The organism is Halobacillus sp. A1-3, from assembly GCF_050971765.1.
GTDB classification, from domain to species: domain Bacteria; phylum Bacillota; class Bacilli; order Bacillales; family Halobacillaceae; genus Halobacillus; species Halobacillus mangrovi_B.
This window is the reverse complement of record NZ_JBPCEO010000002.1, coordinates 1-25,584: the sequence shown is the minus strand read 5'-3', so window position 1 is coordinate 25,584 and position 25,584 is coordinate 1. Positions and strand designations below refer to the sequence as shown.

The 25,584-nt window shown below is 39.8% G+C and carries 30 protein-coding genes; 21 read left to right on the top strand and 9 right to left on the bottom strand.

The annotated features are described in order from the left end of the window. Nucleotides 1-36 precede the first annotated feature (36 nt). Nucleotides 37-672 (bottom strand): YktB family protein, encoded by a 636-nt coding sequence (locus ACRYKC_RS02880; RefSeq protein WP_433805161.1) that lies wholly within the window; start codon nucleotides 670-672, stop codon nucleotides 37-39. 180 nt (nucleotides 673-852) lie between these two features. On the opposite strand from ACRYKC_RS02880, the gene ACRYKC_RS02875 reads away from it, so the two are divergent. Together ACRYKC_RS02875 and ACRYKC_RS02870 are read left to right on the top strand one after the other, a co-directional pair. Then, nucleotides 853-1,041: a hypothetical protein gene (locus ACRYKC_RS02875; RefSeq protein ID WP_433805160.1), complete on the top strand. Its 189-nt coding sequence runs from the start codon at nucleotides 853-855 to the stop codon at nucleotides 1,039-1,041. 136 nt (nucleotides 1,042-1,177) lie between these two features. Continuing rightward, nucleotides 1,178-1,987 (top strand): inositol monophosphatase family protein, encoded by an 810-nt coding sequence (locus tag ACRYKC_RS02870; protein WP_433805159.1) that lies wholly within the window; start codon nucleotides 1,178-1,180, stop codon nucleotides 1,985-1,987. A 37-nt stretch (nucleotides 1,988-2,024) separates the two neighbouring features. Here the strand turns inward: ACRYKC_RS02870 and ACRYKC_RS02865 are convergent, their stop codons facing one another. Continuing rightward, complete coding sequence (locus ACRYKC_RS02865) at nucleotides 2,025-2,207, bottom strand: DUF5325 family protein (RefSeq protein ID WP_433805158.1); 183 nt, start codon at nucleotides 2,205-2,207, stop codon at nucleotides 2,025-2,027. Between the two features lie 117 nt (nucleotides 2,208-2,324). On the opposite strand from ACRYKC_RS02865, the gene ACRYKC_RS02860 reads away from it, so the two are divergent. Then, a complete protein-coding gene (locus tag ACRYKC_RS02860) occupies nucleotides 2,325-2,699 on the top strand; it encodes a YlaH-like family protein (RefSeq protein WP_433805157.1) in 375 nt (124 codons plus the stop codon). Nucleotides 2,700-2,833: 134 nt separating this feature from the next. Here the strand turns inward: ACRYKC_RS02860 and ACRYKC_RS02855 are convergent, their stop codons facing one another. Next, complete coding sequence (locus ACRYKC_RS02855) at nucleotides 2,834-3,037, bottom strand: YlaI family protein (RefSeq protein ID WP_433805156.1); 204 nt, start codon at nucleotides 3,035-3,037, stop codon at nucleotides 2,834-2,836. Between the two features lie 136 nt (nucleotides 3,038-3,173). Here ACRYKC_RS02855 and ACRYKC_RS02850 point away from each other — a divergent pair, with 136 nt between their 5' ends. Next, nucleotides 3,174-3,458 (top strand): hypothetical protein, encoded by a 285-nt coding sequence (locus ACRYKC_RS02850; protein WP_433805155.1) that lies wholly within the window; start codon nucleotides 3,174-3,176, stop codon nucleotides 3,456-3,458. A gap of 29 nt (nucleotides 3,459-3,487) precedes the next feature. Here the strand turns inward: ACRYKC_RS02850 and ACRYKC_RS02845 are convergent, their stop codons facing one another. Next, entirely contained in the window at nucleotides 3,488-4,063 is a 576-nt protein-coding gene (locus ACRYKC_RS02845) for a YhcN/YlaJ family sporulation lipoprotein (RefSeq protein ID WP_433805154.1), read from the bottom strand. Between the two features lie 210 nt (nucleotides 4,064-4,273). Beyond that, nucleotides 4,274-4,768, bottom strand: a complete 495-nt coding sequence (locus ACRYKC_RS02840; protein ID WP_433805153.1) for a hypothetical protein — start codon at nucleotides 4,766-4,768, stop codon at nucleotides 4,274-4,276. 82 nt (nucleotides 4,769-4,850) lie between these two features. Between ACRYKC_RS02840 and glsA the strand changes: the two genes are divergently transcribed. From glsA to ACRYKC_RS02780, 12 genes are all read left to right on the top strand, one after another. Continuing rightward, nucleotides 4,851-5,780, top strand: a complete 930-nt coding sequence (gene glsA / locus ACRYKC_RS02835) for a glutaminase A (RefSeq protein ID WP_085030073.1) — start codon at nucleotides 4,851-4,853, stop codon at nucleotides 5,778-5,780. 83 nt (nucleotides 5,781-5,863) lie between these two features. Continuing rightward, the gene (locus ACRYKC_RS02830) at nucleotides 5,864-6,145 is read left to right on the top strand and encodes an Fpa/YlaN family protein (RefSeq protein WP_035549085.1); all 282 of its coding nucleotides are present in this window, start codon (nucleotides 5,864-5,866) and stop codon (nucleotides 6,143-6,145) included. Between the two features lie 149 nt (nucleotides 6,146-6,294). Then, the gene (gene ftsW, locus ACRYKC_RS02825; RefSeq protein WP_433805152.1) at nucleotides 6,295-7,488 is read left to right on the top strand and encodes a putative lipid II flippase FtsW; all 1,194 of its coding nucleotides are present in this window, start codon (nucleotides 6,295-6,297) and stop codon (nucleotides 7,486-7,488) included. Beyond that, nucleotides 7,476-10,919: a pyruvate carboxylase gene (pyc, locus tag ACRYKC_RS02820; protein ID WP_433805151.1), complete on the top strand. Its 3,444-nt coding sequence runs from the start codon at nucleotides 7,476-7,478 to the stop codon at nucleotides 10,917-10,919. The genes ftsW and pyc overlap by 13 nt, the downstream gene beginning before the upstream one ends. A 587-nt stretch (nucleotides 10,920-11,506) precedes the next feature. Beyond that, nucleotides 11,507-12,451, top strand: coding sequence for a heme o synthase (gene cyoE / locus ACRYKC_RS02815; protein ID WP_433805150.1), 945 nt, complete (start codon nucleotides 11,507-11,509; stop codon nucleotides 12,449-12,451). A 74-nt stretch (nucleotides 12,452-12,525) separates the two neighbouring features. Beyond that, nucleotides 12,526-13,590 (top strand): cytochrome c oxidase subunit II, encoded by a 1,065-nt coding sequence (coxB, locus tag ACRYKC_RS02810; protein WP_433805149.1) that lies wholly within the window; start codon nucleotides 12,526-12,528, stop codon nucleotides 13,588-13,590. Between the two features lie 41 nt (nucleotides 13,591-13,631). Beyond that, a complete protein-coding gene (gene ctaD / locus ACRYKC_RS02805; protein ID WP_433805148.1) occupies nucleotides 13,632-15,503 on the top strand; it encodes a cytochrome c oxidase subunit I in 1,872 nt (623 codons plus the stop codon). Further along, on the top strand, nucleotides 15,503-16,126 hold the full coding sequence (locus ACRYKC_RS02800; RefSeq protein ID WP_433805147.1) for a cytochrome (ubi)quinol oxidase subunit III: 624 nt from the start codon (nucleotides 15,503-15,505) through the stop codon (nucleotides 16,124-16,126). The genes ctaD and ACRYKC_RS02800 overlap by 1 nt, the downstream gene beginning before the upstream one ends. Before the next feature lie 3 nt (nucleotides 16,127-16,129). Further along, nucleotides 16,130-16,450 (top strand): cytochrome c oxidase subunit IVB, encoded by a 321-nt coding sequence (gene ctaF, locus ACRYKC_RS02795; protein ID WP_433805146.1) that lies wholly within the window; start codon nucleotides 16,130-16,132, stop codon nucleotides 16,448-16,450. Nucleotides 16,451-16,632: 182 nt separating this feature from the next. Further along, nucleotides 16,633-17,532 (top strand): cytochrome c oxidase assembly factor CtaG, encoded by a 900-nt coding sequence (gene ctaG, locus ACRYKC_RS02790; protein ID WP_433805145.1) that lies wholly within the window; start codon nucleotides 16,633-16,635, stop codon nucleotides 17,530-17,532. 201 nt (nucleotides 17,533-17,733) lie between these two features. Next, a complete protein-coding gene (locus ACRYKC_RS02785) occupies nucleotides 17,734-18,189 on the top strand; it encodes a DUF420 domain-containing protein (protein ID WP_433805144.1) in 456 nt (151 codons plus the stop codon). 136 nt (nucleotides 18,190-18,325) lie between these two features. Further along, nucleotides 18,326-18,865: a GNAT family N-acetyltransferase gene (locus ACRYKC_RS02780; protein WP_433805143.1), complete on the top strand. Its 540-nt coding sequence runs from the start codon at nucleotides 18,326-18,328 to the stop codon at nucleotides 18,863-18,865. Nucleotides 18,866-18,897: 32 nt separating this feature from the next. Here ACRYKC_RS02780 and ytvI read toward each other — a convergent pair whose 3' ends face one another. Beyond that, entirely contained in the window at nucleotides 18,898-19,956 is a 1,059-nt protein-coding gene (ytvI, locus tag ACRYKC_RS02775) for a sporulation integral membrane protein YtvI (protein ID WP_433805142.1), read from the bottom strand. A 137-nt stretch (nucleotides 19,957-20,093) separates the two neighbouring features. After that, nucleotides 20,094-20,573 (bottom strand): YugN family protein, encoded by a 480-nt coding sequence (locus ACRYKC_RS02770; protein ID WP_433805141.1) that lies wholly within the window; start codon nucleotides 20,571-20,573, stop codon nucleotides 20,094-20,096. A gap of 212 nt (nucleotides 20,574-20,785) precedes the next feature. On the opposite strand from ACRYKC_RS02770, the gene ACRYKC_RS02765 reads away from it, so the two are divergent. The 4 genes from ACRYKC_RS02765 to ACRYKC_RS02750 all read left to right on the top strand — a co-directional run bounded on the left by ACRYKC_RS02765 (nucleotide 20,786) and on the right by ACRYKC_RS02750 (nucleotide 24,046). Further along, complete coding sequence (locus ACRYKC_RS02765) at nucleotides 20,786-21,214, top strand: CBS domain-containing protein (RefSeq protein ID WP_433805140.1); 429 nt, start codon at nucleotides 20,786-20,788, stop codon at nucleotides 21,212-21,214. 871 nt (nucleotides 21,215-22,085) lie between these two features. Next, nucleotides 22,086-23,099, top strand: coding sequence for a CAP domain-containing protein (locus tag ACRYKC_RS02760; protein WP_433805139.1), 1,014 nt, complete (start codon nucleotides 22,086-22,088; stop codon nucleotides 23,097-23,099). 59 nt (nucleotides 23,100-23,158) lie between these two features. Further along, nucleotides 23,159-23,524 carry a spore coat protein YlbD gene (ylbD, locus tag ACRYKC_RS02755; RefSeq protein WP_433805138.1) on the top strand — a complete coding sequence of 122 codons (366 nt, stop codon included), beginning with the start codon at nucleotides 23,159-23,161 and terminating at the stop codon, nucleotides 23,522-23,524. 78 nt (nucleotides 23,525-23,602) lie between these two features. Further along, nucleotides 23,603-24,046 (top strand): YlbF/YmcA family competence regulator, encoded by a 444-nt coding sequence (locus ACRYKC_RS02750; RefSeq protein WP_433805137.1) that lies wholly within the window; start codon nucleotides 23,603-23,605, stop codon nucleotides 24,044-24,046. Here the strand turns inward: ACRYKC_RS02750 and ACRYKC_RS02745 are convergent. Next, nucleotides 24,043-24,372, bottom strand: a complete 330-nt coding sequence (locus ACRYKC_RS02745) for a hypothetical protein (protein ID WP_433805136.1) — start codon at nucleotides 24,370-24,372, stop codon at nucleotides 24,043-24,045. The genes ACRYKC_RS02750 and ACRYKC_RS02745 overlap by 4 nt on opposite strands. Before the next feature lie 86 nt (nucleotides 24,373-24,458). Here ACRYKC_RS02745 and ACRYKC_RS02740 point away from each other — a divergent pair, with 86 nt between their 5' ends. Further along, nucleotides 24,459-24,737 carry a YlbG family protein gene (locus ACRYKC_RS02740; RefSeq protein ID WP_433805135.1) on the top strand — a complete coding sequence of 93 codons (279 nt, stop codon included), beginning with the start codon at nucleotides 24,459-24,461 and terminating at the stop codon, nucleotides 24,735-24,737. Nucleotides 24,738-24,815: 78 nt separating this feature from the next. Here the strand turns inward: ACRYKC_RS02740 and ACRYKC_RS02735 are convergent, their stop codons facing one another. After that, nucleotides 24,816-25,202, bottom strand: a complete 387-nt coding sequence (locus ACRYKC_RS02735; RefSeq protein ID WP_433805134.1) for a DUF7147 family protein — start codon at nucleotides 25,200-25,202, stop codon at nucleotides 24,816-24,818. Nucleotides 25,203-25,584: the final 382 nt, after the last annotated feature.

Here is a 25,584-nt window from a genome sequence, read left to right as displayed (position 1 = left end):
AAGGAGCAGCACGATGGACTCGTGACTGCTCCTTTTTTAATCCAGTTGTTTTGTGTAGCGATAGAGCGGTTCAAGCTTTTCAAATGTTTCTCTACATAGCTCAAGGAAAGCATCTGCGTCTTTCAAACGTTGATCATCTCGAGAGATGTTTTGGCCGCATAAGATTTCAGCTTTTTTAACATTTTTCAAGCGTTCTGTCATAGATAGGAATTTCTCTTCATCGACCTCTTCTTGAGGAATAGAATCAGGTTTTGTATGATCGACTGACCATACAAAATGGTCTGGGATTTGAGAAAATATTTCTTTCCTGTTTTTGTCAAGGGTTTTTGCAAAGTCCTGCTTTATTGGACTTTCATAAATAACCGCAAACCAAATGAATACATGGCTTTCCCATAAACCGACTTGGAAATGAGGAAGTTTCTTATAACCTCTTTTGTTGGAAGCAAGCGCTGCCCATGTGTCATTTGGAGGATTAGTCTTTCTTCTGGCGTGTTTTGCCACGTGAACAAACATTTCATCTCCCGTTAAAGCTGTAACGTCAGGTTCCAATTCTGTTGCAATGGCTTCAAGTTTAGGTGAAATTTGTTCTCTTAATGCACTCATCCGGTTTTCCAAACCTGGAATGGAAAATACGTCGAAATCCTTTTGGGTAAATCCGTTAAATGTAGCCACAGTATCAACTCCTATTTCAACTCCTTGTTAGTTTAACAAAAACTGTTCAACATTATGAAGTAATGTGTTTCCCTGGTTTGAATCTAAATAAAATGGGTTACATATAAGTAATCTAACTGAAACTTCTGACACATTGCTAACATATATATATAGCAAGGATTTAAGAGGGAGGGAATGGCAATGAAACATGTCATGGAAGCGTTACGTAAACGAGAAGCTGAAGAGAAGCTCCCGGTAATCCGTATGGAAATTGATTACGAACTTGTGACATTGCATGATGCAATGGTCGCCTGTGACGAGGAGCAGATAAAGAGAAGTAAAAAGAAGCTTTCGGAACTTCGTAAACAATTAATTGAATGGTCTTCATAATTACGAGCAACAATAGGGTTGCTCGTATTTTTTCATTTATCAATGGGCGTTTTTCCATGATAACTCATGATACATGCAAGACAATCGTCATTTTGATACGATAAAGATTGAACTTGATTAAAGGGGTACTTAATATATGGATAAAAATATGAAGCAAGAAGTATATGAAAAGGCGAAAGCCTGGATCTTGGAAGCAGGGGAAAGGATCAGAGAAAAGATTGATGCGCCTAGGTCAATTGAAACGAAATCGAACCCAAATGATCTTGTTACTGAAATGGATCAGGAAACAGAAGAGTTTTTTGCTAATAGGATTAAAGAAACTTATCCTGAACATTACCTTTTAGGCGAAGAAGGCTTTGGAGATGAAATCGAAGAAATGAAAGGTACCGTTTGGATTGTGGATCCGATTGATGGAACCATGAATTTTGTGCATCAAAAAAGAAATTTTGCTATTTCAATCGGAATTTACCACGAAGGAATAGGAGAAGTCGGGTTTATCTACAATGTGATGGAAGACGTTCTATATTCCGCTCAAAAAGGACAAGGAGCATTTAAAAATGATCAGCAGCTCCCTCCCCTTAACCAAACGAGGCCATTAGAGCAATCAATACTAGCCCTGAACACTACTTGGATGCTCCCGGAAAATCCTCATGTGAACCATAAGGGAATAGAAGAGTTGGTGAAAAAATTAAGGAGCACCCGCTCTTACGGTTCTGCAGCATTGGAGTTCGCATTTGTAGCAGAAGGGATTCTGGATGGATATTTAACGATGACGTTGATGCCTTGGGACTACGCTGCAGGTGCAATCCTAGTTAGAGAAGTAGGAGGTACGGTTTCGAAAGCAGACAAGCAGGAACTTGATCTCTTGGATCAAACTACCGTTCTGGCTAGTCGTGTAAACATTTACGATGAAATCATCGATGATTATGTAGATCTGAAGAAATAATGAAAAAAGCGACCGAATAATAAGCGGTCGCTTTTTTTTACGTATTCTGTTGTCTTTTCAGTTTCAAACCATATCCCATAATCATAAAGCCTAATACAAAAAGAAAGCCAGCCAGCCAGAAAATTTCCTGCCCGATGGCGAATCCCACAGATATAAAGGATAAGATAACTAAAAAAGCCAAAATAACCATATTTAGCTGGGAATTTTTCAAAAGTCTCACCTCACTCCTCGATTATAAATGATTTAACTTAGGATTGAAAATTAGACAAAGGGTGGTTTCTTCTATTTACATTTAGTATGATAGAGGATAGAACTGGGAGATGCGAGGAGGAACAACATGCAAGACATGTCAACACTAACGGTCCCTACAGATTTGTGGCCGGTAGCTGATTTCTTTTTTCAAGGACTTGGTAATGAAATAAATCTGAATAATGAGAATGAAGTTTCCATGCTATTTCGTTCTTTTATGCTTTTATATCTAACTGTAGTCATCTTGACGATCATTACATTTAAATTGGGTTTTGCTAGAAAACTTCCTTTGGGTAAAAACATAGTTGTTTATACCGTTTTGATCATAGGTACGTTCATTTTGACTCTAATCCTTGGTTTGAATTTACCTCTTCCGGAAAGTTTGTTTGTGGCTGCCATTATTCTTGGTGTTTATCGTCTTAGGCTGCACCGTGAAAGAGGAGCAAGACAGAATGAATCATGATATGATTAGGGTTAAGTCCTTATGTAGAGAGACGGAAGACTGGAATTTATATAATATAAAAAACCGTTCAGCGATGCTGAACGGTTTTTTTATAAACAGAAGCTTTGTCCTCTGATGTGGTACCACCTTTAATTTTAACTCAAGTGTTTCTCTTTTTTGCGCTCGCGATTAAAGCGGAATTTCCCTGTAGCTAGTCGCTTCTTTGTGTTTTCTTCTATTCGATCATGACAGGATTGGCACATATAGGTGTGGATCCGTCGGTTTCTAAGCCTTTTTGCTTGGAGACAATAACTATCAATTTTTTCTATTTCATCGCAAATTACGCATTGTACACGCATCCGTTTCACCTCAAACTGTTTCAATTGTTACAGATATTTTAACATACTATAACGGTTCCGTATAATTCACTTCCACATGTTTGAGGATAGTTGGAAAGGGGAATTCAATTTACAGAAGTTCAGAAAGGGTGATTATATGAGAAAGCGTTGGATTTATACTGCAGTAGGAGCTGCCGCTGGAGGTGCAGCTGCATTTTTCCTCAGAAATGAGGAAAGCAGAAAACAGGTGGTAGACAAGGCTAAGTCTGTACAGGAGAATTTTAAGAAGAAAGATGATTTGCCTGTTGAAGAGGCCGGTAACCCTCAACTGGATAACTTAGAGAATGCAGATATGGTTTCAGAGGGTTCTCAATTCGGAGTTCAATACTACAATGAATTGACTGAGAAAGAACGAGAAATTCTAGAAAAAAGTAACAGCTAAATCCTCTAGGGGATTTAGCTGTTTTTCTGTCACTCTTGTTTAGATTGTTCTTTTTCTATTTGGTTCAGTTTTTTCTGTTCTTCTTCAGGAATTGATTCTTGATTTGAATCGGTCTGAGGGCGTTCATTGATTGGTCCTTCAGGCATATATCTGCTTACAATCTTGCTAAGTTCATCGGTTACCCCTTCTATTGGGTGTCCTTGAGATATTTTTTTGCCAAGACCACGTAATCGTTCGACGCCGTCCGCATCAGCAATTACTACCGCTTGCTTTCCATATGGATCATGCTTAATTGCTTCAGCCACAGAGTACTTGATTACACCTACTCTAGATCGGTCCAAATCTTTATCGACATCAATGCCCACAGCTACATAGTCACCAAGGACAAGAGCAGTAGCATCATGAACATCCGGTACTTGGACTGCAAGTTTAGCAAGATGCCTAGCTGCTTGCTGGCTTGTCTTCTTCTGTCTTTTAACTGGGTCTGAATTTGTCACATATTTCATTTCAGAATTGCCTTGACGTTCTTTCAATAAAGACTCTTCATCTGTTTGTTGACAGGCCGCTAGGACAATGAGTAAGGTCAGCCAAATAATTTTCTTCATCAAACCACCACTTTTTTTCTTATAGCGTGTGTTACATGAAGAATAATATACTGTATACCATTGAATTAAAATGAATCATTAAAAGAATAAAACAATCCTCTTCATTGTGGTTCGCTTTGAACTGCTATAGAAGAACGTGCTGCATACACGAGCGTGCTAAGAAACAAGAGATATATTAAAAAAGGACAGCTGCAACAGCCGTCCTCATTTTTACTTCAAAATAATTTTTTTAATGCCTTTAATTGGAGTTGCTTTGTTCGATCCGTCCTTGAAATATAAATGAACAGGACCTGTTTCTTTTAGTGGTTTACCATCTTCCGCAAAGAGAAGCAAGGATTCTGATAAAGCGTCAGCTGGAATGGTGTGTTCGCCTTCATCCGTGACAAGAGCTGCTTCTTCCACACTAGCCTCAGGCTCGCTTGTATGAAGGAAAGGTTTTAGTGGCATAAGAAAAGTACCTTTCATAATACGTTGTTTCTCAAACCGGTTGATGCTTTTGTTAACAGGAGGGTTTAATTTTTGTTGGTAAACCTCTCTGTCAAATCGAAGAGACTTTCTTTTCAGTTCGTCTTCTTCTTCATCTGACTTTTCTATTTCTTCTGGATGGAATGCTTCATTAAACGTAAGCTTTCGGTCGTCAAAGATCCAGACTGTCGGATCAAGGGTAATAGGGAATTTTACATTTCCTGCAATTTGCACAATCATGGCTCATGCCACCTTTCCAAAAAAATCATCCATACAAATCATAGCAAAAATTGAATTCGATTTCATTAAGGAGGTTCAAACAGTGAACAAAGATATAACAACGGATATACTCAATGAATGGTTAGATAATGTTCGGCCGTATGCATATGATGGGCAAGTCGCCAATTATATTCCTGCCTTGGCAAGGCAGAATCCAGAAGATTTAGCTGTGGCCATCCATTATATAGATGGTGAAACTATTGAGGCAGGGGAAGTTGAAGCAACATTCACCTTACAAAGTATATCTAAAGTCATTTCCCTTGCATTAGCCTTGATGGATAATGGGGAGGAATATGTATTTGACCGTGTCGGTATGGAGCCGACAGGTGATCCCTTTCATTCCATCTATCGTTTAGAACAGCGTCCATCAAAACCTCTTAATCCAATGATTAATGCCGGAGCACTTGCAGTGACGAATATGATTCATGGGGATACTCCTGATGAAAAGGTCGGCCGTCTTCTTACCTTTATCCACGAGATGACGGATGACCAGTCTATCAGTTACGACCGTGAAGTAGCTGAATCTGAATTTGAGTCTGCTTTTTTGAATCGCTCGCTTCTTTTCTATATGAAACAGCATCAGATTGTTACAGGAAGTGTCGAAGAAACCCTGGATGCTTATACAAAGCAGTGTGCGATTGAGCTTAACGTCTGCCAGCTTGCAAAAATAGGTGCTTTATTAGCTAATGGTGGAAGAGACTTAAATTCAGGCAGAAGAATTATCCCAAAGCATTTAGCAAGAATTTGCAAAACGTTTATGGTTACATGTGGGATGTATGATGCTTCTGGTTCATTCGCTATCAAAGTTGGAATACCCGCCAAAAGTGGAGTATCAGGTTCGGTTCTTGCCTCTTTAAACGGTTTCGGTGGAATAGCAGTGTACGGCCCCAGCTTAGATGAGAAGGGGAACAGTGTTGTTGGATTAAAACTATTGGAGCTTTTATCCAACCGTTATGACCTCTCTATTTTTTAAACCTATACCATATCCTCTGTTGCAATTTTCAGTGGTAAGCGATAATATTATTAGAAGAGAGACTGTAAATGGAGGGGATTTTGATGTTGTCTGATGTGGCTGTGGATCATCGTGAAAAAGCCTATGCCCTTCTAAAAGCTGACGCTGATAAAATTTTGAAGTTAATAAAAGTGCAGATGGACAACTTGACTATGCCTCAGTGTCCACTTTATGAAGAAGTTTTAGATACACAAATGTTCGGTTTATCACGCGAAATTCATTTTGCGGTTCGCTTGAACTTAATCAGCGATGAAGAAGGAAAGCAAATTCTTGATAACTTAGAACAACAATTAAACGTTTTGCATGAGGCTGCACAAAACTCATAAAGGACAAGCTCAAATTGCGACGACCTCTGTTGTAATTTGAGTTTTTTTATATTAAAGCGCTTTCGCGAAAATTCGCTCTATATTTGTCAAAATAGAAGGGATTCTGTAAGTTAAGCGAGAACAAATATATAAAGTAGGGATGAATAAACATGAAACGACATTTGAAAAGTTATGACTTTAGCTTGCTATTTGCCCCTATTGCTCTCATAGCATTCGGTACGGTCATGATTTACAGTGCAAGTATGGTTTACGGTCCAGTCCGATTCGGGGTGGCAAGCGACCACTTCCTGATGAAGCAAATCCAATGGTTCTCTATAGGGATCGTATTGATGATCGGAGCTTCGTTAGTTCCGTACCGTCACTGGCAAAGGTTAGCTAAATTGAGCGTATTGCTTATGGTAACGCTATTAGCTGGATTGTTCGTATTTGGTACAGAGGTCAATAACGCAGTCTCCTGGTATAATCTTGGTTTTATGAACTTTCAGCCGGCAGAATTTGTAAAGATTGGTTTGATTATTTATTTATCTGCCGTCTATGCCAAAAAGCAGAAGTATATTGGAGACTTTACGAAAGCTGTTGTACCTCCGCTGATTTTGACTTCACTGATTTTAGCTATGATCGTTTTGCAACCTGATATTGGTTCTGCAGCTATTATCGGTTTGATTGCAAGCGTGTTGATTATGACTTCAGGTATCCACTGGAAACATATCTTAATTTTAGTTGCAGTAACCGTGGGACTTATCTTAATTGGAAGTACACAAATGGTCACAGACGAAAGACTGGAGCGTTTCTCAGGTGCTTATCAGCCTTTTGAATCGCCTGATCAAGACGGATACCATTTGATTCAGTCTTACGTTGCCATAGGAACTGGCGGATTGTTAGGAGAAGGAATTGGACAAGGGGTCCAAAAATTAGGGTATTTACCTGAACCTCACACTGACTTTATTATGGCAGTCATAGCAGAAGAATTAGGTTTCATTGGAGTTTCCATCACAATAGGACTTATGGCACTAATCGTTTTAAGAGGACTATACATATCGTCCAAGTGCCGGGATGCTTTTGGAGCACTGTTAGCGATAGGAATCTCTTCTATGATTGCTATTCAGGCTATGATTAACTTAGGTGCAATGAGTGGGTTATTACCAATTACCGGTGTTACCCTTCCTTTTATTAGTTACGGGGGGTCATCCTTGTTGATATTGATGGTTGCTGTTGGGATCCTTAACAATATTGCCCGCACCGTTAAAATCAAAGAGCAAGAGGGGGAAGAAGCACCAGTGGAAAGAGCACAATCCAAACAAACATATATGAATAATCGAGGAGTGAGATCATGGCAGAACTAAAACACATTAATAAAGTATTAGTTGCTAACCGTGGAGAGATTGCTATTCGAGTGTTCCGGGCTTGTACAGAATTGAACATCCGTACAGTAGCGGTCTATTCCCAGGAAGACACAGGTTCTTATCATCGATACAAAGCAGATGAAGCTTACTTAGTAGGAGAAGGAAAAAAACCAATTGATGCGTATCTTGATATCGAGGGCATTATTGAAATTGCGAAAAGTGTCGAAGTCGATGCGATTCACCCTGGTTACGGTTTTTTATCCGAGAATATTCATTTTGCAAGACGTTGTGAAGAAGAGGGAATTACCTTCATTGGTCCAACGAGCGACCACTTGAATATGTTTGGTGATAAGGTTAAGGCAAGAGAGCAGGCTATTGCTGCTGATATCCCTGTTATTCCTGGGAGTGATGGTCCTGTCAGCGGGATTGAAGAGATTCGCAGTTTTGGTAAAGAGCATGGTTATCCGCTTATGATTAAAGCTGCCATGGGTGGCGGCGGAAGAGGAATGCGAGTAGTGAGAAGTGCGGATACTCTAGAGGAGTCCTATGATCGTGCTCGGTCAGAAGCGAGGGCCGCTTTTGGCAGTGACGATGTCTATGTAGAAAAATTGATTGAACAACCAAAACATATAGAAGTCCAAATTATCGGAGACCATGATGGAAATATTATACACCTCTACGAAAGAGATTGTTCTGTCCAGAGACGACATCAAAAAGTAGTAGAAATTGCCCCGAGTGTCTCCCTTTCAGACGAATTAAGAGAAGAAATTTGTTCATCGGCAGTCAAGCTGATGAGTAATGTAAACTACTTAAATGCAGGAACAGTGGAATTCCTAGTGACAGGCAACGAATTTTACTTTATTGAAGTAAATCCGCGTGTCCAGGTGGAACACACCATTACCGAAATGATTACTGGTGTGGACATTGTTCAGACTCAAATTATGATTGCGGACGGTCATGGGTTACATAATGCACCGATAAATATCCCGGAGCAAAAGGATATCCGAACTCACGGTTACGCAATTCAGTCAAGAGTTACGACCGAAGATCCTCTAAACAACTTTATGCCGGATACAGGGAAAATCATGGCTTACCGTACAGGTGGAGGGTTTGGTGTCCGTCTTGATGCAGGTAACGGTTTCCAAGGTGCTGTAATATCACCATACTATGACTCATTGCTAGTCAAACTTTCAACATGGGCACTAAGCTTTGATCAAGCGGCTCATAAGATGGTAAGAAACTTAAAAGAATTTCGTATCCGTGGAATTAAAACCAATATCCCGTTCTTAGAAAATGTCATTCAGCACAAGCAGTTTTTAACTGGTGAGTATGATACGACTTTCATCGATCGTTCTCCTGAGCTTTTTGTATTTCCTAAACGAAAAGACCGTGGAACAAAAATGCTGACTTACATTGCCGATCGAACGATAAATGGATTTGAAGGCTATGGCAATCGTAAGAAACCTACCTATTCAAGGGCTCGTATGCCTCATGTTAAGCATTCAGAGCCGATTCCTCGTGGAACAAAACAGATTCTCGATGAACAGGGACCGGAGGAGCTTGCAAAGTGGTTAAAAGCTCAAAAGGAAGTATTGCTGACAGATACAACATTTAGAGATGCACATCAGTCCCTGCTCGCTACTCGTGTAAGGACTAAGGACCTTGAAAACATTGCAGAGCCTACCGCCCGTCTGCTCCCAGACCTTTTCTCTCTTGAAATGTGGGGCGGTGCCACGTTTGATGTTTCCTATCGTTTCCTAAATGAAGACCCGTGGGAACGCTTATTGAAACTAAGACAAAAAGCACCCAATGTTCTTTTCCAAATGTTATTGAGAGCATCTAACGCTGTTGGCTATAAAAACTATCCTGATAACTTGATTCGGGAATTTGTTGAAGAAAGCTCGAATGCTGGGATCGATGTTTTCCGTATCTTTGATAGTCTTAACTGGGTAGAGGGTATGAAACTTGCTATAGACTCCGTGCGTGAGAACAACAAAGTGGCAGAAGCAGCCATGTGCTACACAGGAGATATTTTAGATTCTTCTCGTCCGAAATATGATTTGGAATATTATAAGAAAGTAGCTAAAGAGCTACAGGATGCAGGAGCTCATATTCTTGGAATTAAGGATATGGCAGGTCTTATGAAACCTGAAGCCGCTTATCAATTAATTAGCACATTGAAGGATGCAATTGACATCCCAATACATCTTCATACCCATGATACAAGTGGAAATGGGATATTCACGTATTCCCGTGCAGTCGAAGCTGGGGTAGACGTAGTCGATGTAGCGACCGGATCAATGGCAGGACTTACATCTCAGCCTAGCGCAAATAGTCTATATTACGCACTTGAAGGCAATGAACGTAAGCCAAATGTTAATATCAAGGCATATGAAGAATTGGGTCATTATTGGGAAGATACGAGAAAGTATTATCATGACTTTGAAAGCGGAATGATGGCCCCGCATACGGAAGTATATGAACATGAGATGCCAGGAGGACAATACAGTAATCTGCAACAGCAGGCAAAGGCTGTAGGCTTAAGCGATCGTTGGGGAGAAGTGAAAAAAATGTATCGCCGAGTCAATGATATGTTTGGTGATATTGTAAAAGTGACGCCTTCATCAAAGGTTGTGGGAGATATGGCCTTGTTTATGGTTCAGAACGAATTGAATGAAGACGATGTTTTCGAACAAGGAGATTCTCTTGATTTCCCTGACAGCGTAGTCGAGTTTTTCCAAGGGTATCTTGGGCAGCCCTATGGAGGTTTCCCTTCTGAACTCCAGCGTATCATCTTAAAGGGGAGAGAACCGATTAAGGTTCGGCCTGGTGAATTGCTTCCACCTGTCGATTTTAATGATCTTAAGGAAACATTGTTCCATAAGCTAGACAGACAAGTGACAAGCTTTGATATGATCAGCTATGCATTGTATCCTAAAGTTTTTATGGATCATCAGAAATTTACTGAACAATATGGAGACATGTCTGTTCTGGATACACCGACCTTCTTTTATGGAATGCGATTGGGTGAAGAGATCGAAGTAGAGATTGAGCAAGGTAAAACCTTGATTGTAAAACTTGTCTCTGTAGGGGAAGCTCAAGTAGATGGAACAAGAACTGTCTACTTTGAGTTAAACGGACAGCCACGTGAAGTCGTTATTAAGGATGAAAATGTTAAAGCTTCCGTGCAGGAACGTCCAAAAGCGGATAAGTCGAATAATAAGCATATTGGAGCTAGCATGCCTGGGACAGTAATAAAAGTAATATCCAGTAAAGGCGAAAAAGTGAAAAAGGGCGACCATCTAATGATCACAGAAGCTATGAAGATGGAAACAACAGTCCAAGCACCTTTTGACGGAGTCATTAAGGACATATACGTAGAAAACAATGAAGCGATACACGTAGGTGATTTGCTCATAGAATTCGAATAAGACGTGACTTTTGTAAAACTTACCTTTAGTTATTAGAAAAGATAATAAGAACGATTAATAAGAGGATAAAGTCTAGGGGTTTTCCCCTGGACTTTTTTCTGCGACACACAGTTGCTAACAATAATTATTCATTAAAAAAACTAGACAGAAAATTAGTTTTTATAGTGAAGTTTGTGTGATTGAGGCAGAAGATTCAGTAATCCTAAACGAATTATGCATCTAAAATTATATGAACAATGGTCACGCAGGTGTACTCTTTTGTAAAAAGACTTGCATTGTTCCATAGGGTCTGCTAGAAATATAGAAGTGTACGTATTACTGAAATATTACATTAACGAAAAAGGAACCATGAAAAAAGCGTTAAAAACTTACTTTATTGTTGATACTAGGGGAAGAAACTCCTTCACAAAATTGTCACAAAATCTCAAAAATCTCTTAATTAAATAGATAGAAGACAAATTCCATGATACAATTATTTTGATGTTTCTTGTCCTTGAGACTTTACAGGATGGGAACTGTCCTCGATTGACGTCATGATGATCTCAATCATGGAAACGTAAGAGAGGTAGAAGGAGGAAGATATTACGATGGATAATCCAAGAACAGTCGAGTCTGCTTCTACAGAAATCATCGGCCAATCTAAATCGACTGTACGTGAATCTTCATTGTTAGCTGATATCAAAAGCTTGATCAAAGTAGGGATTATAAATTCAAACTTAATCACCACCTTTGCGGGATTCTGGTTAGCTTTATATTTTACAGGATCCTCTTTTATCGATCATTGGTTGACTTTTCTGCTGACAATGCTCGGAACCGCTTTCGTCATTGCAGGAGGATGTATAATAAACAACTGGTATGACCGGGATATCGACCCGATCATGTCCCGAACAAAAAACCGACCGACCGTTACAGGAACCATGTCATTGACATTGATTCGGAATTTAGGAATCGGGACTTCATTAACCGGATTTATCATCTTATTATTTACAACCTTAGAAGCTGCTTTGTGGGGAGCGTTCGGATGGTTCGTATATGTCGTGCTGTACACGATGTGGTCAAAGAGAAGGTACACAATTAACACGGTTATCGGAAGCTTTTCCGGTGCTGTCCCACCGTTAATTGGATGGTCAGCCATTGACCCAGGCCTTCAGTTAGAAGCCGTCATTCTATTTTTAATCATGTTCATTTGGCAAACGCCTCACTTCTTGGCACTAGCCATGAAGAAGAAGGACGAATACCAAGCGGCAGGCGTGCCGATGCTACCAGTGGTGCACGGGTTCAATATGACGAAGCGACAAATTGTCATCTACGTTGCTTGCTTACTGCCATTGCCGATCTATTTAGCTTCACTCGGAAGTGTATTCCTAATAACAGCTACCATCCTATCCCTTGGCTGGCTGGCTCTGGGAGTTGCCGGTTTCTTCATGAAAGATGATTATAAATGGGCAACATGGATGTTTATTTACTCCCTTAATTATTTAACCATCATCTTCTTTATGATGGTACTTGTCACCCTACCATTTCCATTTTAAAGTACTAGCCCGATATACTTTATTGGGCTAGTTCCAAAATATAATGTTTAAAAAGAGAAAGAGAGGTATCATTCATGAGAGGTTGGATGGGAAAATTCCGTTCATTGTTTCTATTTGGTGCTCTCACCCTCATCCTGTCCGGGTGCGGGGTAGACAATTTGAGTGCCCTTAAGCCTAAAGGCTACGGAGCGGAATTATTATTAGATCTTATGATCATCAGTATTGCGATAATGATCTTTGTCTTCGTTATCGTAATGGCAATTTATGCTTTTGTCCTTATCCGTTATAAACAGAAAAAAGGACAAGAACACTTAATTCCTAAGCAGACGGAAGGAAACAAGGCGTTAGAGGTGATTTGGACAGTAATTCCGATTATTTTGCTCCTTGTGTTGGCTGTTCCTACCGTTCAAGCAACATTTGACTTAGCGGATACGTCTGGTCAGGACGATGAAAATGCAATAACGATTGACGTCATAGGAAATCAATATTGGTGGCATTTCAATTATGCTGGTCAGGAAATTGCTACAAGTCAAGAGCTCTACATCCCTACAGGAGAGCGCGTATACTTAAACATGAAATCCAGCGACGTTATCCACTCCTTCTGGCTGCCATCTATTGCCGGAAAAATGGATACGAATCCTGGTGAAAACATTAACTCAATGTACTTAGAAGCTTACGAAGAAGGCGTTTACTGGGGTCACTGTGCTGAACTTTGTGGACCTTCTCACTCATTGATGGACTTCAGGGTTATTGCTGTAAGTCCTGACGAATTTGATCAGTGGGTAGAAGACATGAAAAATGTAGATCCTGAAGCAACTCCTGAAACCGCTTCAGCTCAGGAAGGTCAAGAGTTGTTTAATAACAACTGTATGAGCTGTCACGCGATTGGTGGATCATCGGCGGGTGTGGGACCTAACCTGACGAACTTCGGAAATCGCGAGAAAATTGCAGGAATTATGGATCCATCTAAAGAGAACTTAGTCGATTGGATCACGAACCCAGATGAAATCAAACCTGGTAACCAAATGCCTGCTAATATTGTTTCCAAAGAAGAAGCAAACAAAATTGCAGATTACTTGCTTCAACTGAAGCACTCAGACGTCGGGACAGATGTTCCTACACGAAATTCTGATGAATAACTCAAATGATGAGACAGAGGTTTTAAAAGGGAGGTAAAAGCGTGAGTACTGCAGTAGCGCAAAAACGAGGGCTCGGCGCTGCGATCTGGGATTATTTAACAACAGTGGACCACAAAAAGATTGCACATTTATATTTAGTGTCTGGTGGTTTGTTTTTCTTGATCGGCGGGCTAGAAGCCATGTTAATTCGAATTCAGTTGATGAAACCGGATAATAATTTCTTATCGGCTGGACTTTATAATGAAATGATAACAATGCACGGAACGACAATGATTTTCCTGGCAGCGATGCCATTAATTTTCGCTTTAATGAATGCCGTCGTACCTTTACAAATTGGTGCCCGTGACGTTGCATTCCCATTTTTGAACTCGTTAGGATTCTGGTTGTTTCTATTCGGGGGATTATTGTTAAATGTGTCTTGGTTTACAGGTGGTGCACCTGATGCTGGTTGGACGAACTACGCACCACTTTCGACTACATCGCCCGGACATGGAGTTGACTATTATGTCATGGGATTGCAAATTTCAGGTGCAGGTACTTTAATTGGCGGGATAAACTTCTTAGTTACTATCGTCAATATGAGAGCACCTGGCATGTCCTATATGCGTATGCCACTCTTTACTTGGTCTGTATTTGTAACAAGTACATTGATTTTATTTGCCTTTCCTGCATTGACAGTTGGCCTGTTCCTAATGATGTTTGATCGTATGTTTGGGTCTGCTTTCTTTGATGTGGGTCTTGGAGGTAACGTAATCATTTGGGAGCACTTATTCTGGATATTTGGTCACCCAGAAGTTTATATTCTGATCCTGCCATTGTTTGGAGCATTTAGTGATATATTTCCAACTTTCTCGAAAAAGCGCTTGTTTGGTTATTCTGCGATGGTCTTTGCGACTGTATTAATCGGTTTCCTAGGCTTTATGGTTTGGGCACACCACATGTTTACAGTAGGTATGGGCCCAATTGCTAACTCCATTTTTGCAGTAGCTACAATGGCAATCGCTGTTCCAACAGGGATAAAAATATTTAACTGGTTGTTTACCATGTGGGGCGGTCAAATTCGTATGACTTCAGCGATGCTTTGGACTGTAGCATTCATACCGTCCTTTACAATTGGTGGTATGACAGGAGTTATGCTGGCAGCAGCTGCAGCTGACTTCCAGTATCATGATACTTATTTCGTTGTCGGACACTTCCACTACGTAATCGTTGGTGGTGTAGCTTTCGGTATCTTTGCAGCACTTCACTACTGGTGGCCGAAGATGTTCGGTCAAGTATTGAATGAAAAATTAGGCAAATTGGCATTTTGGCCATTCTTTATCGGTTTCCACTTGACGTTCTTTATCCAGCACTTCCTAGGTTTAATGGGTATGCCCCGTCGTTATTGGGTATTCCTGGAAGGTCAAGGTCTCGAGACAGGGAATTTAATCAGTACAATTGGTGCCTTTTTAATGGCAATCGGTACCGTCATTTTCTTGATAAACATCGTTTATACTGCTGTTAAAGCAGAAAAAGCAGATGCCGATCCTTGGGAGAATGGACGTACACTTGAATGGTCGATTCCTTCACCACCACCATATTACAATTTTGTTCAGACACCTCTAGTACGTGGTCTGGATCCATTATGGGTTGAGAAAATGGAAGGGAAAAAAGGAATGACGCCTGCAGAGCCTCTCGGTGACATTCACATGCCTAACGGTTCAATCCTGCCATTCACAATGTCCCTTGGACTATTTATTGCAGGATTTGGTTTCATCTATCAAGTGGATGATAAAGCCTGGTTAGCAGCGGTATTCATTGGTATGGGGATTACTTTAGGTTCAATGTTCATCCGTTCCGTGAAAGATGATCTTGGATACCATATTCATAAAGAAGAGCTTGAAGCAGATATTAAGAAGGGGGCTGGCAAATAATGAGTCATGAAGACGTTTTAAATCCGAAACACATGCCGCATGATCCGGAAAAAGCCACCCTTGAAGGTAAAAATAAATTCCTAGGATTCTGGTTTTTCCTAGGTGGAGAAACTGTATTATTCGCGAGTCTTTTTGGTACGTATCTTGCGTTGAATGGTTCGACTCAGGGAGAAAATACACCTGAACACTTATTTGGATTAGAACTTGTCTTTCTTATGACCATGTTCCTCCTTACAAGTTCTTTGACGAGTGTATATGCGATGTACCACATGAAGAACCATGATTTTGGCAAAATGCAGACCTGGTTAGCCATTACTGTATTATTAGGTCTGGCTTTCCTTGGGTGTGAGATTTATGAGTTCTATCATTATATTCACGAGTATGGATTTACGTTCCGATCCTCAGCATTTGGATCTGCATTTTATACGTTGCTAAGTTTCCACGGTGGTCACGTATTGTTTGGTCTATTGTGGATCGTAACGTTAATGGTACGAAACCAAAAACGTGGGTTAAATCTCTACAACGCACCGAAGTTTTATATCGCAAGCCTTTATTGGCACTTCATTGACGTTGTTTGGGTTTTCATCTTTACTGTCGTTTACCTAATGGGAAAGGTGGGTTAATCAATGGCGAATCACTCAAAGCCGGCTCATCAAGCAGAATATGAACGTAAACAGCATAAAGAAGAGATGAAGCAGCAGGTAATCAGTTTTGTGCTTATGATTCTGTTTACTCTTATAGCTTTTGCAATGGTTATGTTTGAAGTTAACTCATACTTCATCATTCCGACCTTGCTTATTCTCGCAGTAGTTCAGGTCGCGTTTCAGCTCTATTATTTCATGCACATGAAAAATAAAGGGCATGATATGCCAGCGTTGATGTTATACGGGGGAGCTGCTATTGCTCTATTGACGATCGTTACGTTCACATCTATCATCTGGTGGTAAGATTAAAAACGTAATAATTAGATTAAAATGAAAAAGACCGGATTTCCGGTCTTTTTCTTATGTGAACTAGAGATTTGACTAAATTATGAACAATAGACAAATCCACAAACCTATACTCGTTTTTTCTACTAAAATTCGTTAAAATAAGAAGTAATGAATAAACATTCTGAGGTGAGACACCTATGTGGTTAGAACTGCAAATATTTGGATTTCGTGCATTGTGGAGTCCTTTTTACTTATTGTTCGTCTTAATTCTTGCTCTTGGTTATTTTTATATTACAGGTCCTGGGAGAGAAAAAGGTGCTGAAAGACCGACGGCCCTTCAGCAGACCATGTTCTACTTGGGTATGCTTCTTCTTTACATTATTAAAGGTTCCCCTATTGATTTAATAGGACATATCATGTTTACTGCACATATGACGCAGATGGCTTTATATTACTTACTTTTTCCTATCTTAGTCATTAAGGGCATTCCTAACTGGATTTTTAGGAAACTGTTCAACATGAAAGGGCTTCGCCCTGTGTTCAGATTGGGTACGAAACCTCTCTTATCCTTGATTCTGTTTAATGGTCTTTTCTCGTTGTATCATATGCCTGCTATTTTTGATTTTACTAAATCGAATGAATGGGCCCATGCGATTACGACTACAGTAATACTAATTTTCGCTTTCTTTATGTGGTTGTCTGTATTCCCACCACTACAAGAAATGGACCGATTAAGTCCCATTCTCAAAATCGGTTTTATTTTCGCTAATGGAGTACTGATCACTCCAGCCTGTGGTTTAATTATCTTTGCTGGCTCGCCTATTTATGAAACGTATTCCCAATCAGGTGCTTGGCTGCAGGCGATGAGTTTATGTGTACCAGCAGATGTACTAAACGGTATTGCTCAAAACCTGACTGGTCCGAACACGTTCACTCCTATGCCATTAGTGGAGGATCAGCAATTAGGCGGAATCATCATGAAAATCGCACAAGAAATTATTTTCGGATCTGTAATTGCCTATATCTTTTTTAGCTGGTTTAATCGGGAAAGGGAAACAATTGATCCAATTCCAAGTCACCTTCAAAGCGAGTCTTAATAATAATTACTTGGAAGTGAAGCGATAGATCATAAAAGCTTACCATTTCACTTTATGAGAGCTGCTTATCCATTTTAAAAAAGAAACAATATCAACACAGATCTCTGATCTCTAATTTAAAAGGGAGGCCTAGCCTGTCTATATAGGTCGGCCTCCCTTTCATATGAAGAAATATAATAGTGTTTGGAAAGAGGTGTCTTTATGCCGTTATTGCCAACGTTAAGTACATTCTTCATCGTTATTAGTGCCATACTAGTTGCGATCGGATGGAGGTTAATTTCCAAGAATAAAAGAAAGACTCATAAAGGAGTCATGATTGCTGCAGCAATCAGTGCATTAACCTTTTTTATTATTTACGCCAGCCGGACAATCTTTGTTGGAAACACAAGTTTCGGCGGACCTGATGATATAAAGATTTATTATACAATTTTCCTTATCTTTCACATAATCCTAGCGACGGTAGGAGCTGTTTTTGGGATTGTGACCCTGACTTTAGCTTTTAAAAGAAATATAAAAAAACACCGTAAAGTCGGACCTGTGACGAGCATCATATGGTTCTTTACAGCTATTACTGGTGTAGCCGTGTATTTGCTCTTGTATATCATTTATGATGGTGGCACAACAACAAGTATGATTAAAGCTATCTTAGGAACCTAATTCATGTTATCCGCAGTGAATCGTAAAAAACGATCTCGCTGCTTTTTTTAGTAATAATGTTGTTTAGGATAAGGCTTTAACAGGAATATAGGTCAGTATGAGTATGATAATATACATAGAAAGGGATGTTTCAAAGATGGAATTAAAGACACCGCGCTTGCACATGATCCCCATTACTATAGACCTGGCCCAGATGTTGATGAAAAACTCTCTGGCATTCTACTACAAATACCAACTGCCTTGGAATAAAAACTGGCCACATGATGGTTTGAAAGCGCTATTACCAATGTATGTGGAAAAGTTGGAAAATGAGGAAAGTGAACTCGGTTTTGGCCCCTGGGTTATTATGGACAAAGAGGGTGAACATGTAGTTGGTGATATCGGATTTAAAGGTATGCCTGATGATGAGGGAACGGTGGAAATAGGATACCATATTGTCGCGTCAGAGAGGAATCAAGGATACGCTTCAGAAGCTGTTGAAAATCTTTGCAGCTGGGCATTCACTTATCCAGGAGTAAAAGGAATTGAAGCCCAATGCGATAAAGCAAATATTCCTTCACAAAAAGTACTGATTAATAATGGTTTTAATCACACTGGCAGGAATAGAGATATTCTTATGTTTAAAAAGGAAAAAACCGCTAACAAAAACATCAATCATTTCAAAGAAGAATTATAAAGAAAAGCCTGAAGCAATGCTTTCAGGCTTTTTTATATCTTCAAATTCCATTTAATAATTCCTGCTTCTTTCGCCGAATTGAATGCAATCACGACTAGTGGCCCTAGGATGAATCCTGTTAGACCAATGAGCTGAAGTCCTAGATACATCGCAATCAAAGTAGCTAGAGGGGAGAGGCCAATGTGCCGGCCCATAACCTTTGGTTCAACTGTTCGTCGAATGGCCAACAGAATGATGGCTAATAAAGCAAGCTTTGTACCCATCTCTAGCTCTCCAATAATCAACATATAGATCGACCAAGGTCCAAGAATGACGATCGACCCAATGATTGGGATAAAGTCGATGATCCAGATAATGATGGACATAATGATTGCGACTTCAGGTGTGATCCATAGTAATCCAGCCAGTGAAACGATAAAAATGATGATGCTCACAAGAAATTGTGCTTTCAAGAAACCGAATACTACGTAGGATAGTCGCGCATTCATAAATTTAACTTTTTCAGAGGTTGCTTCTGTAAATTGGTCATGCATCTTGTCTCTTAGACGCGGTAATTCAAGCATGAATAAAAACAGAGCAATCAAATAAACAAGAAGGCTAACTAAGTATTCAGGGATCTTTGCAGCTGCGGCTGCAATGTTCGCTAGCTGAAGCTTTTCTGAGATTGCTGCCGTCGTTCTATCTAAAGAGTTCATTAATTCACTTGTTACTTTATCTACAAATTCCTTTGGCATGCTCTGGGTGAAACTATGCATATTGTTCTGCCAGTTCAGAAGAACGTTGTTTATTTGATTAATGTATTCTGGAGCATTATCTGCCAATTCAATAATCTGAGCAACCGCTCGAGTAATTGCATATGTACCTAATAATCCAAGAAAGATAACGAATAATAGGAACACTACAGTTACAGCCATTTTTCGATTGATTCTAAAGCGGAACTGAAGCCACCGAACCGAAGGATTTAAGAAAAGGGCTGTAACAAATGCAAATATTAAGGGAATAGAAACAGGCAGGATAAAATAACAGGCTACAATGAACAGTAGAGCGAGTAAAATGAGAATCCATTGTTTTTTTGTCAGGTATCGGAACAATTTATTTATGTACTCCTTTCCCTTAATGAAAAAAACTTTCGCGGCACTTTTCAAAAAAAGCCGCTCATCATATGAAATGATGTGCGACTCCTTTTGGTAATACCGGACATCTGGGTCAAACAGTTATAAAAGAGACGTTATTTGCGCTGATCCGGATTATTGGAGAGTTCTTTCATTTTTTCTAGTACTTCTTGGTTTTGATTTTCTTCAGCCCATCTTGTCAATCTTTCAAGGACCACGTGTTCAGGAACTTGGTTATGATACCTTTTTGCAGGTTCCACAACTTTTTGGACAAGTCCAATTGCTTTTTCAATGATGCCTGAAGTGAATCCTTCTTGTTCTCCATATTCGACTCCATGTGGGTAGTAGTGTCTGCCTAATAGAGGTGGTAAAAGACGGATGACAGCATCCCCTTTATCTACGTCACCTTCAACGGCATACCCTTGAATTCGAATGTAGTAAGTAATGTTTTTTTCTGGAGCATTTAATTTGTAGTCATAGGTTACTCGTTCGTAATCCCAGGATCCACCCAATATGAATCCGTTACTTTCCATCAGATCGGTCAATGGTCTGAAATCCACCATAAGCCCTTCTATACCAGTGCCTTCTAACTTCATTACTTCCACCTCACAAATTGTTATGTATCTTCACTAATTTTAGTATGAAACCGATTAACTTTCAATTGCTTCGGTTTTAAATGCCATTTTACTCATTAATATAGGCTTTTACCATTTTATTATACTATAAAAGGACATGGCTTGCATGTAATAATTTTTATAAAAAGGGGACAATAACTATTGATATTGAATTACTTAAAGGAGGACCTATCATGAAAAGCGTAAAAGACATTATGACCAGTGATGTTTCTGTTTGTCGCACAGATGACAACTTATCTGATGCGGCTTCTATCATGAAACAGAAGAATGTCGGTGCGGTACCTGTATGTGATGAGCAAGGTAATCTAATGGGAATGGTTACAGACCGTGACCTTGTCATTCGTGGTTATGCTGACAAGAAACCAGAATCCACACCGATTCAGCAAGTGATGAGTGATCACTTGTACAGCTGTACTCCGGATTCTTCTCTGGAAGAAGCTAGTCAGATAATGGCTCAACATCAAGTTCGCCGTTTACCTGTCGTTGAAAACGGAAAGTTAACTGGGATTCTATCACTAGGTGACTTATCTGTGGAGGAAATGTCAGACCATGCTGCAGGCGTAGCATTGCAAGATATTTCCGAACGTCCAGAACTTCATTAAGCAATTCGGTTCAAGACCCGTACATAGCGACGGGTCTTTTTTTGTTTATCTTTGTTAAACCTTCCAACCTCTACTAAAATCCTATTCCTGAAGACTTTTATTTAAAGTGAAGGCTTTGTTTAGATGGGGCTGTCACCATTCCGCTCTCACCTTGCTATTTATTAGTGGAACGGCCACGCATACATAAGTAATACAGTCCATTTAATAATAATGATTCACTATGAAAGTATAATTATTTAATCTGCCTTAATAACATTGTAATGGATTTCAAGATGCTTTCATTATAGAAATTCAATTAGTCTTACTTTAAATACTGAAACTAGGTGTGCTTGGAAGGTTCAAGATAGCTGGGATGGCTGGAAGATGACGAGACCCCCAATTTAAATGGGGAAGTGCCTTCCACAGCGGCGTATGGACTGGACTGAGCTGGCGGAGATAAAGGATGCACGAAGAACGAAGTGATTTGATGTTTACTTATCGTAAAGAAGTGAGGGAAGTCTTACTAGCCGCTAGGCGCTGGAACTGGATAGAACAAGGGAGAAGGACTTAGGTGAGCCCCCAACCAGAGAGGCAGCGATCGAGGAGGCTTGGCAGTTCCCCCACAGGAAAGTGTGCAAATGCGGACTCGACCCGAGTGTTTTGGCGATGCAGCTAGACGAGTTATATTCCAGCCATCCCTTACACTATTACAAATACAAACCCAAAATATATCGAATTCGAGTGTTTCGGACTATTGCTATTAACTGGAATAGTGTTTTAAGTGGATATCATTAACAACGGATAACAGCGATTTTTTGTAAGTTGAAATTCATAGGATCTTTAAACAACGATTATACATACTGTAAGAAGCAAGCAGGGAGGAGATAAATAGGTGAAAAAGCTAGCAGCTGTTTTCTTTCTTATATTTCTAGTTTTAATAAGTTGGAGACTCTTTTTTGATAATCCCTCTGAACCTACCAGTATAGAGCCGCCCGTAGAAGAAACATTTGCCACTGAAGAACCAGAAAAGGTCAAAGAGACTAAATCCATCTTTGACTGGAAAGGAGCTAGTTCTAATGAATTGGAATCGGATTGGGGGGAACCAGACCGGAAAGACCCTAGCGGTTATGGATATGTGTGGTGGATCTATGATGATGAACTTTCTCAAATGGCAATTAAGGATAATAAGGTTGTTTCAGTCGTCTCTTTTTCAAGTGAACAGAGAGAAAAGCCAGTCTATATTGGACAATCCTATCAAGAGATTTCTACTTCCTATAAACTACCACAATCCCTGCGAATTGAGCAAGTAGGAAATTATACTTTTGAATTGACAGAACAAGATTTAAAGGAGCGGCCACTTCTTCCACTAGATAAAAATTGGACTGCGCAGCTCTATTTTGATGTTGTCACAGAAAAATTATCAGCAATTAGGCTTGTAAGAAATGATATTCTTTTAAAACTTCAGCCATACAAGGTCATCTATAGAGGGCAATTACCCATGAGAGAAAATTTAGATCGTTCCGATTGGAAGAGGATTGAAACAGGAATGGAACAGCAGATATTAACCATGACAAACTATCTTCGTATACGCCATGGGGAAAATAGGTTGATGGAGCATAAGGAAGCGGCAGCTGTTGCATTTCTTCACAGTAAAGATATGAATGACCACAATTATTTTTCACATTACTCCCCTGATGGGAGAGGGTTGAAAGAGCGGCTCGGAGATATTTCTTATGTAGAGGCAGGGGAAAATATTGCTGCTCAGTATATTGATGCAACTGCAGCAGTTCATGGATGGTTGAATAGTCAAAATCACCGAGAAGCATTGTTGGATAAAAGCTATACGCATATTGGAATTGGAGTTCATCAAAGGTATTACACTCAAAATTTTTTATCGATCCCATGAACAGCCCGCCCTTTTAAGCATAGGCTATAGAGTAGTTCTAACAGTGAGGTGTGAACGCTATGAGTAACAAGTCATTACACCCGAGTGTACAGCGATTCAAGGATTTCGTGGATGAACATCCAGCTGTTAAGGAACAGCTTAGGAAAAACCATAAGCTTATCCAAACTTATTATGAAAAGTGGATGATCTTAGGAGAAGACGATCCATTTTGGAGTTCTCTGCCTGAAGTGAAAAAACAGACATCTACTAACAAAAAAGATTGGATCAAACAACTCGGTGAATTGATGCAAGATGTGGATTGGGAAGAAGTTTCGAAGCATATTGGTGAGTTGAACGGTGCTATAGGTCAGTTTCAGCAGCTTATATCTAATGTTAAGAAAGATACCGGGAAAAACCGGAAAGAAATAGAGTATCCGTATTATTAATAAACTCGGACAGCAGAGTCACTTGTTCTCATTTCATTCTGCTGTCCTATTTGATAAAATAAGAGTGGAGGTGGACATATGTTAGCAACAATGGAAATTGTCGATCTGCTAGACCGCTCAGAAATGATTGGCCAAATGGTCATGAATTCAGATACAATGCAGCATTACAATCAAGCTAAATATGAGCTTGAAAATGATGCGGAGGCTCAAAAGCTGATAAAGAATTTTAATAATATGAAGGAACATTATGAGGATGTGCAACGATTCGGACGATATCATCCTGATTATAGTTCAATCATGAAACAAGTCCGTTCTGTTAAGCGCGAGATGGACATGCATGAGAAAGTCGCTCAATTTAAAAAAGCTGAGCGTAATCTTCAGAAGTTATTGGATGAAATCAGCGAAAACGTTGCCTTCAGCGTCAGTGAACAAATTAAAGTTCCGAAAAATGGTATGGCTTTAACCGACACCGGCTGCAGTGGAGGCTGTGGCAGTGGGGGAAGCTGTGGCTGTGCATCCTAAGGTTGAGTAAAACGGATACAGTCGTCACATAAATTTCCGCAGCAGAACATCTTGCGTTGAGGAACTAAAAAACGGACACGATACACATATTGCGCCTGATCTTTGCGGACATAGCTCATCGCAAGGGTTAGGCGTTTTCCTCTCATTGCCCGTGCGGCAGAGACCTTTAATGTTTCCTCTATGTCCTTTTGACTAACATCGTCTTTAGCCGTTAAGTACACGAAAGGAAGTCCTGTGACTTTTTTAAATTCAACCTGTTTAAAAATAGGATGATTCATCAGCTCGTGGTGAAAAATTTCTATCGCTCGTTCGTGATCCGTTTTCACTTGATACTCAGCTCCTTTCTATAATTGCTCATTTTTCATACATTTGGTAAACTATCGATAAATATCTTTGTAAAGTAGGGTGTCGTATGATTAAAACAAAACGGCAAGGGATCATCGTTTACTTTCAGCATATGAAAAATGTCAGGCAGATTAAAAAGCATGGGCATCTTATCCATGCATCCAAAAGAAGAAAATATGCACTATTATATGTGAATCAAGAAGACCTGGAGTACAAAATGGAGAAATTAGAGCGTTTACCGTTTGTTTCCCGTGTTGTTCCCTCCTATAAACCTGAGGTTCGTACGGATTATGAAAATGCCAAGCCTGATAAAGCAAAACAGTATGATTATAAGATGGGTATTTAAGAATAAATATCGCAAATATTGAAATCATTAAAATGTCTATATCTTTAACTAAAAAAGCATCCTAAGGGATGCTTTTTCTTATGATAAAGGCGATATGAATTTATTTGTTCTTAATATACCAATTAAATGTTGATAGAATAGTTCTGTTTCTGGAAACATATTTGATGGTTTAATCGTGAATTCAGCCACTTCCTTACCTGCGGAAGCTGCCATTTCTTTGAATAAGTCAAAACGCTGATTTGGTTTTTCATGAGGGTTGGGAATTCCTTCCCTGCATATATAGATAGGCTGGAATTTATCTCTTGACGGTTTAAGTACAAGTGCTAACGAGGCGACCGGCTGTCCATTTTTCTCACTGTAAAAAGCGATGGTGTGCTGGATCCGGGTGGGCATTAACGTCCCTAATTCGATAAGTTCATAAATGTCTGCATACCCTTCACCGAGTTCAATGAATTTCTGTATCATATTGAATCTCTCCCTTTTTGTACACGCTAAAAACCACATTAGCATGAATCTAAGACAATGTGAATCCTTAATCAACGTATCTTGGTTTTAGCTGCTCAAGCCAATATAAAACTGATGGTTGGATAGTGGTATTATCTTATGGAGAAATGAACCCAATTTTTCCTGCCTTCTAATACGTTTTTATCCTGAGTTCCCCCGACATTAGCCTCCTTATCCTGAAGACTAAGATAATGGGGTGTTTAAGTTATCTAGTAATCTGGAGAGGTGGGAGGGGGAATGGCTCGCTTTCCGCGGGGATGACGGCAAGCCTGCTCGTTCGCTATGCTCTCTGTGGGGTCTTGCCAGTCATTCCATTCCCAAGTTATATCTAGTTCCAGCGCCT

What these genes read in the sequence shown, in the direction of transcription:
- ACRYKC_RS02875 (WP_433805160.1), top strand. Translation starts at nt 853, where the DNA reads ATGAAACATGTCATGGAAGCGTTACGTAAACGAGAAGCTGAAGAGAAG.
- ACRYKC_RS02870 (WP_433805159.1), top strand. Translation starts at nt 1,178, where the DNA reads ATGGATAAAAATATGAAGCAAGAAGTATATGAAAAGGCGAAAGCCTGG.
- ACRYKC_RS02860 (WP_433805157.1), top strand. Translation starts at nt 2,325, where the DNA reads ATGCAAGACATGTCAACACTAACGGTCCCTACAGATTTGTGGCCGGTA.
- ACRYKC_RS02855 (WP_433805156.1), bottom strand. Translation starts at nt 3,037, where the DNA reads ATGCGTGTACAATGCGTAATTTGCGATGAAATAGAAAAAATTGATAGT.
- ACRYKC_RS02850 (WP_433805155.1), top strand. Translation starts at nt 3,174, where the DNA reads ATGAGAAAGCGTTGGATTTATACTGCAGTAGGAGCTGCCGCTGGAGGT.
- ACRYKC_RS02845 (WP_433805154.1), bottom strand. Translation starts at nt 4,063, where the DNA reads ATGAAGAAAATTATTTGGCTGACCTTACTCATTGTCCTAGCGGCCTGT.
- ACRYKC_RS02840 (WP_433805153.1), bottom strand. Translation starts at nt 4,768, where the DNA reads ATGATTGTGCAAATTGCAGGAAATGTAAAATTCCCTATTACCCTTGAT.
- ACRYKC_RS02830 (WP_035549085.1), top strand. Translation starts at nt 5,864, where the DNA reads ATGTTGTCTGATGTGGCTGTGGATCATCGTGAAAAAGCCTATGCCCTT.
- ftsW (WP_433805152.1), top strand. Translation starts at nt 6,295, where the DNA reads ATGAAACGACATTTGAAAAGTTATGACTTTAGCTTGCTATTTGCCCCT.
- pyc (WP_433805151.1), top strand. Translation starts at nt 7,476, where the DNA reads ATGGCAGAACTAAAACACATTAATAAAGTATTAGTTGCTAACCGTGGA.
- cyoE (WP_433805150.1), top strand. Translation starts at nt 11,507, where the DNA reads ATGGATAATCCAAGAACAGTCGAGTCTGCTTCTACAGAAATCATCGGC.
- coxB (WP_433805149.1), top strand. Translation starts at nt 12,526, where the DNA reads ATGAGAGGTTGGATGGGAAAATTCCGTTCATTGTTTCTATTTGGTGCT.
- ACRYKC_RS02800 (WP_433805147.1), top strand. Translation starts at nt 15,503, where the DNA reads ATGAGTCATGAAGACGTTTTAAATCCGAAACACATGCCGCATGATCCG.
- ctaF (WP_433805146.1), top strand. Translation starts at nt 16,130, where the DNA reads ATGGCGAATCACTCAAAGCCGGCTCATCAAGCAGAATATGAACGTAAA.
- ctaG (WP_433805145.1), top strand. Translation starts at nt 16,633, where the DNA reads ATGTGGTTAGAACTGCAAATATTTGGATTTCGTGCATTGTGGAGTCCT.
- ACRYKC_RS02785 (WP_433805144.1), top strand. Translation starts at nt 17,734, where the DNA reads ATGCCGTTATTGCCAACGTTAAGTACATTCTTCATCGTTATTAGTGCC.
- ACRYKC_RS02780 (WP_433805143.1), top strand. Translation starts at nt 18,326, where the DNA reads ATGGAATTAAAGACACCGCGCTTGCACATGATCCCCATTACTATAGAC.
- ACRYKC_RS02770 (WP_433805141.1), bottom strand. Translation starts at nt 20,573, where the DNA reads ATGAAGTTAGAAGGCACTGGTATAGAAGGGCTTATGGTGGATTTCAGA.
- ACRYKC_RS02765 (WP_433805140.1), top strand. Translation starts at nt 20,786, where the DNA reads ATGAAAAGCGTAAAAGACATTATGACCAGTGATGTTTCTGTTTGTCGC.
- ylbD (WP_433805138.1), top strand. Translation starts at nt 23,159, where the DNA reads ATGAGTAACAAGTCATTACACCCGAGTGTACAGCGATTCAAGGATTTC.
- ACRYKC_RS02750 (WP_433805137.1), top strand. Translation starts at nt 23,603, where the DNA reads ATGTTAGCAACAATGGAAATTGTCGATCTGCTAGACCGCTCAGAAATG.
- ACRYKC_RS02740 (WP_433805135.1), top strand. Translation starts at nt 24,459, where the DNA reads ATGATTAAAACAAAACGGCAAGGGATCATCGTTTACTTTCAGCATATG.
- ACRYKC_RS02735 (WP_433805134.1), bottom strand. Translation starts at nt 25,202, where the DNA reads ATGATACAGAAATTCATTGAACTCGGTGAAGGGTATGCAGACATTTAT.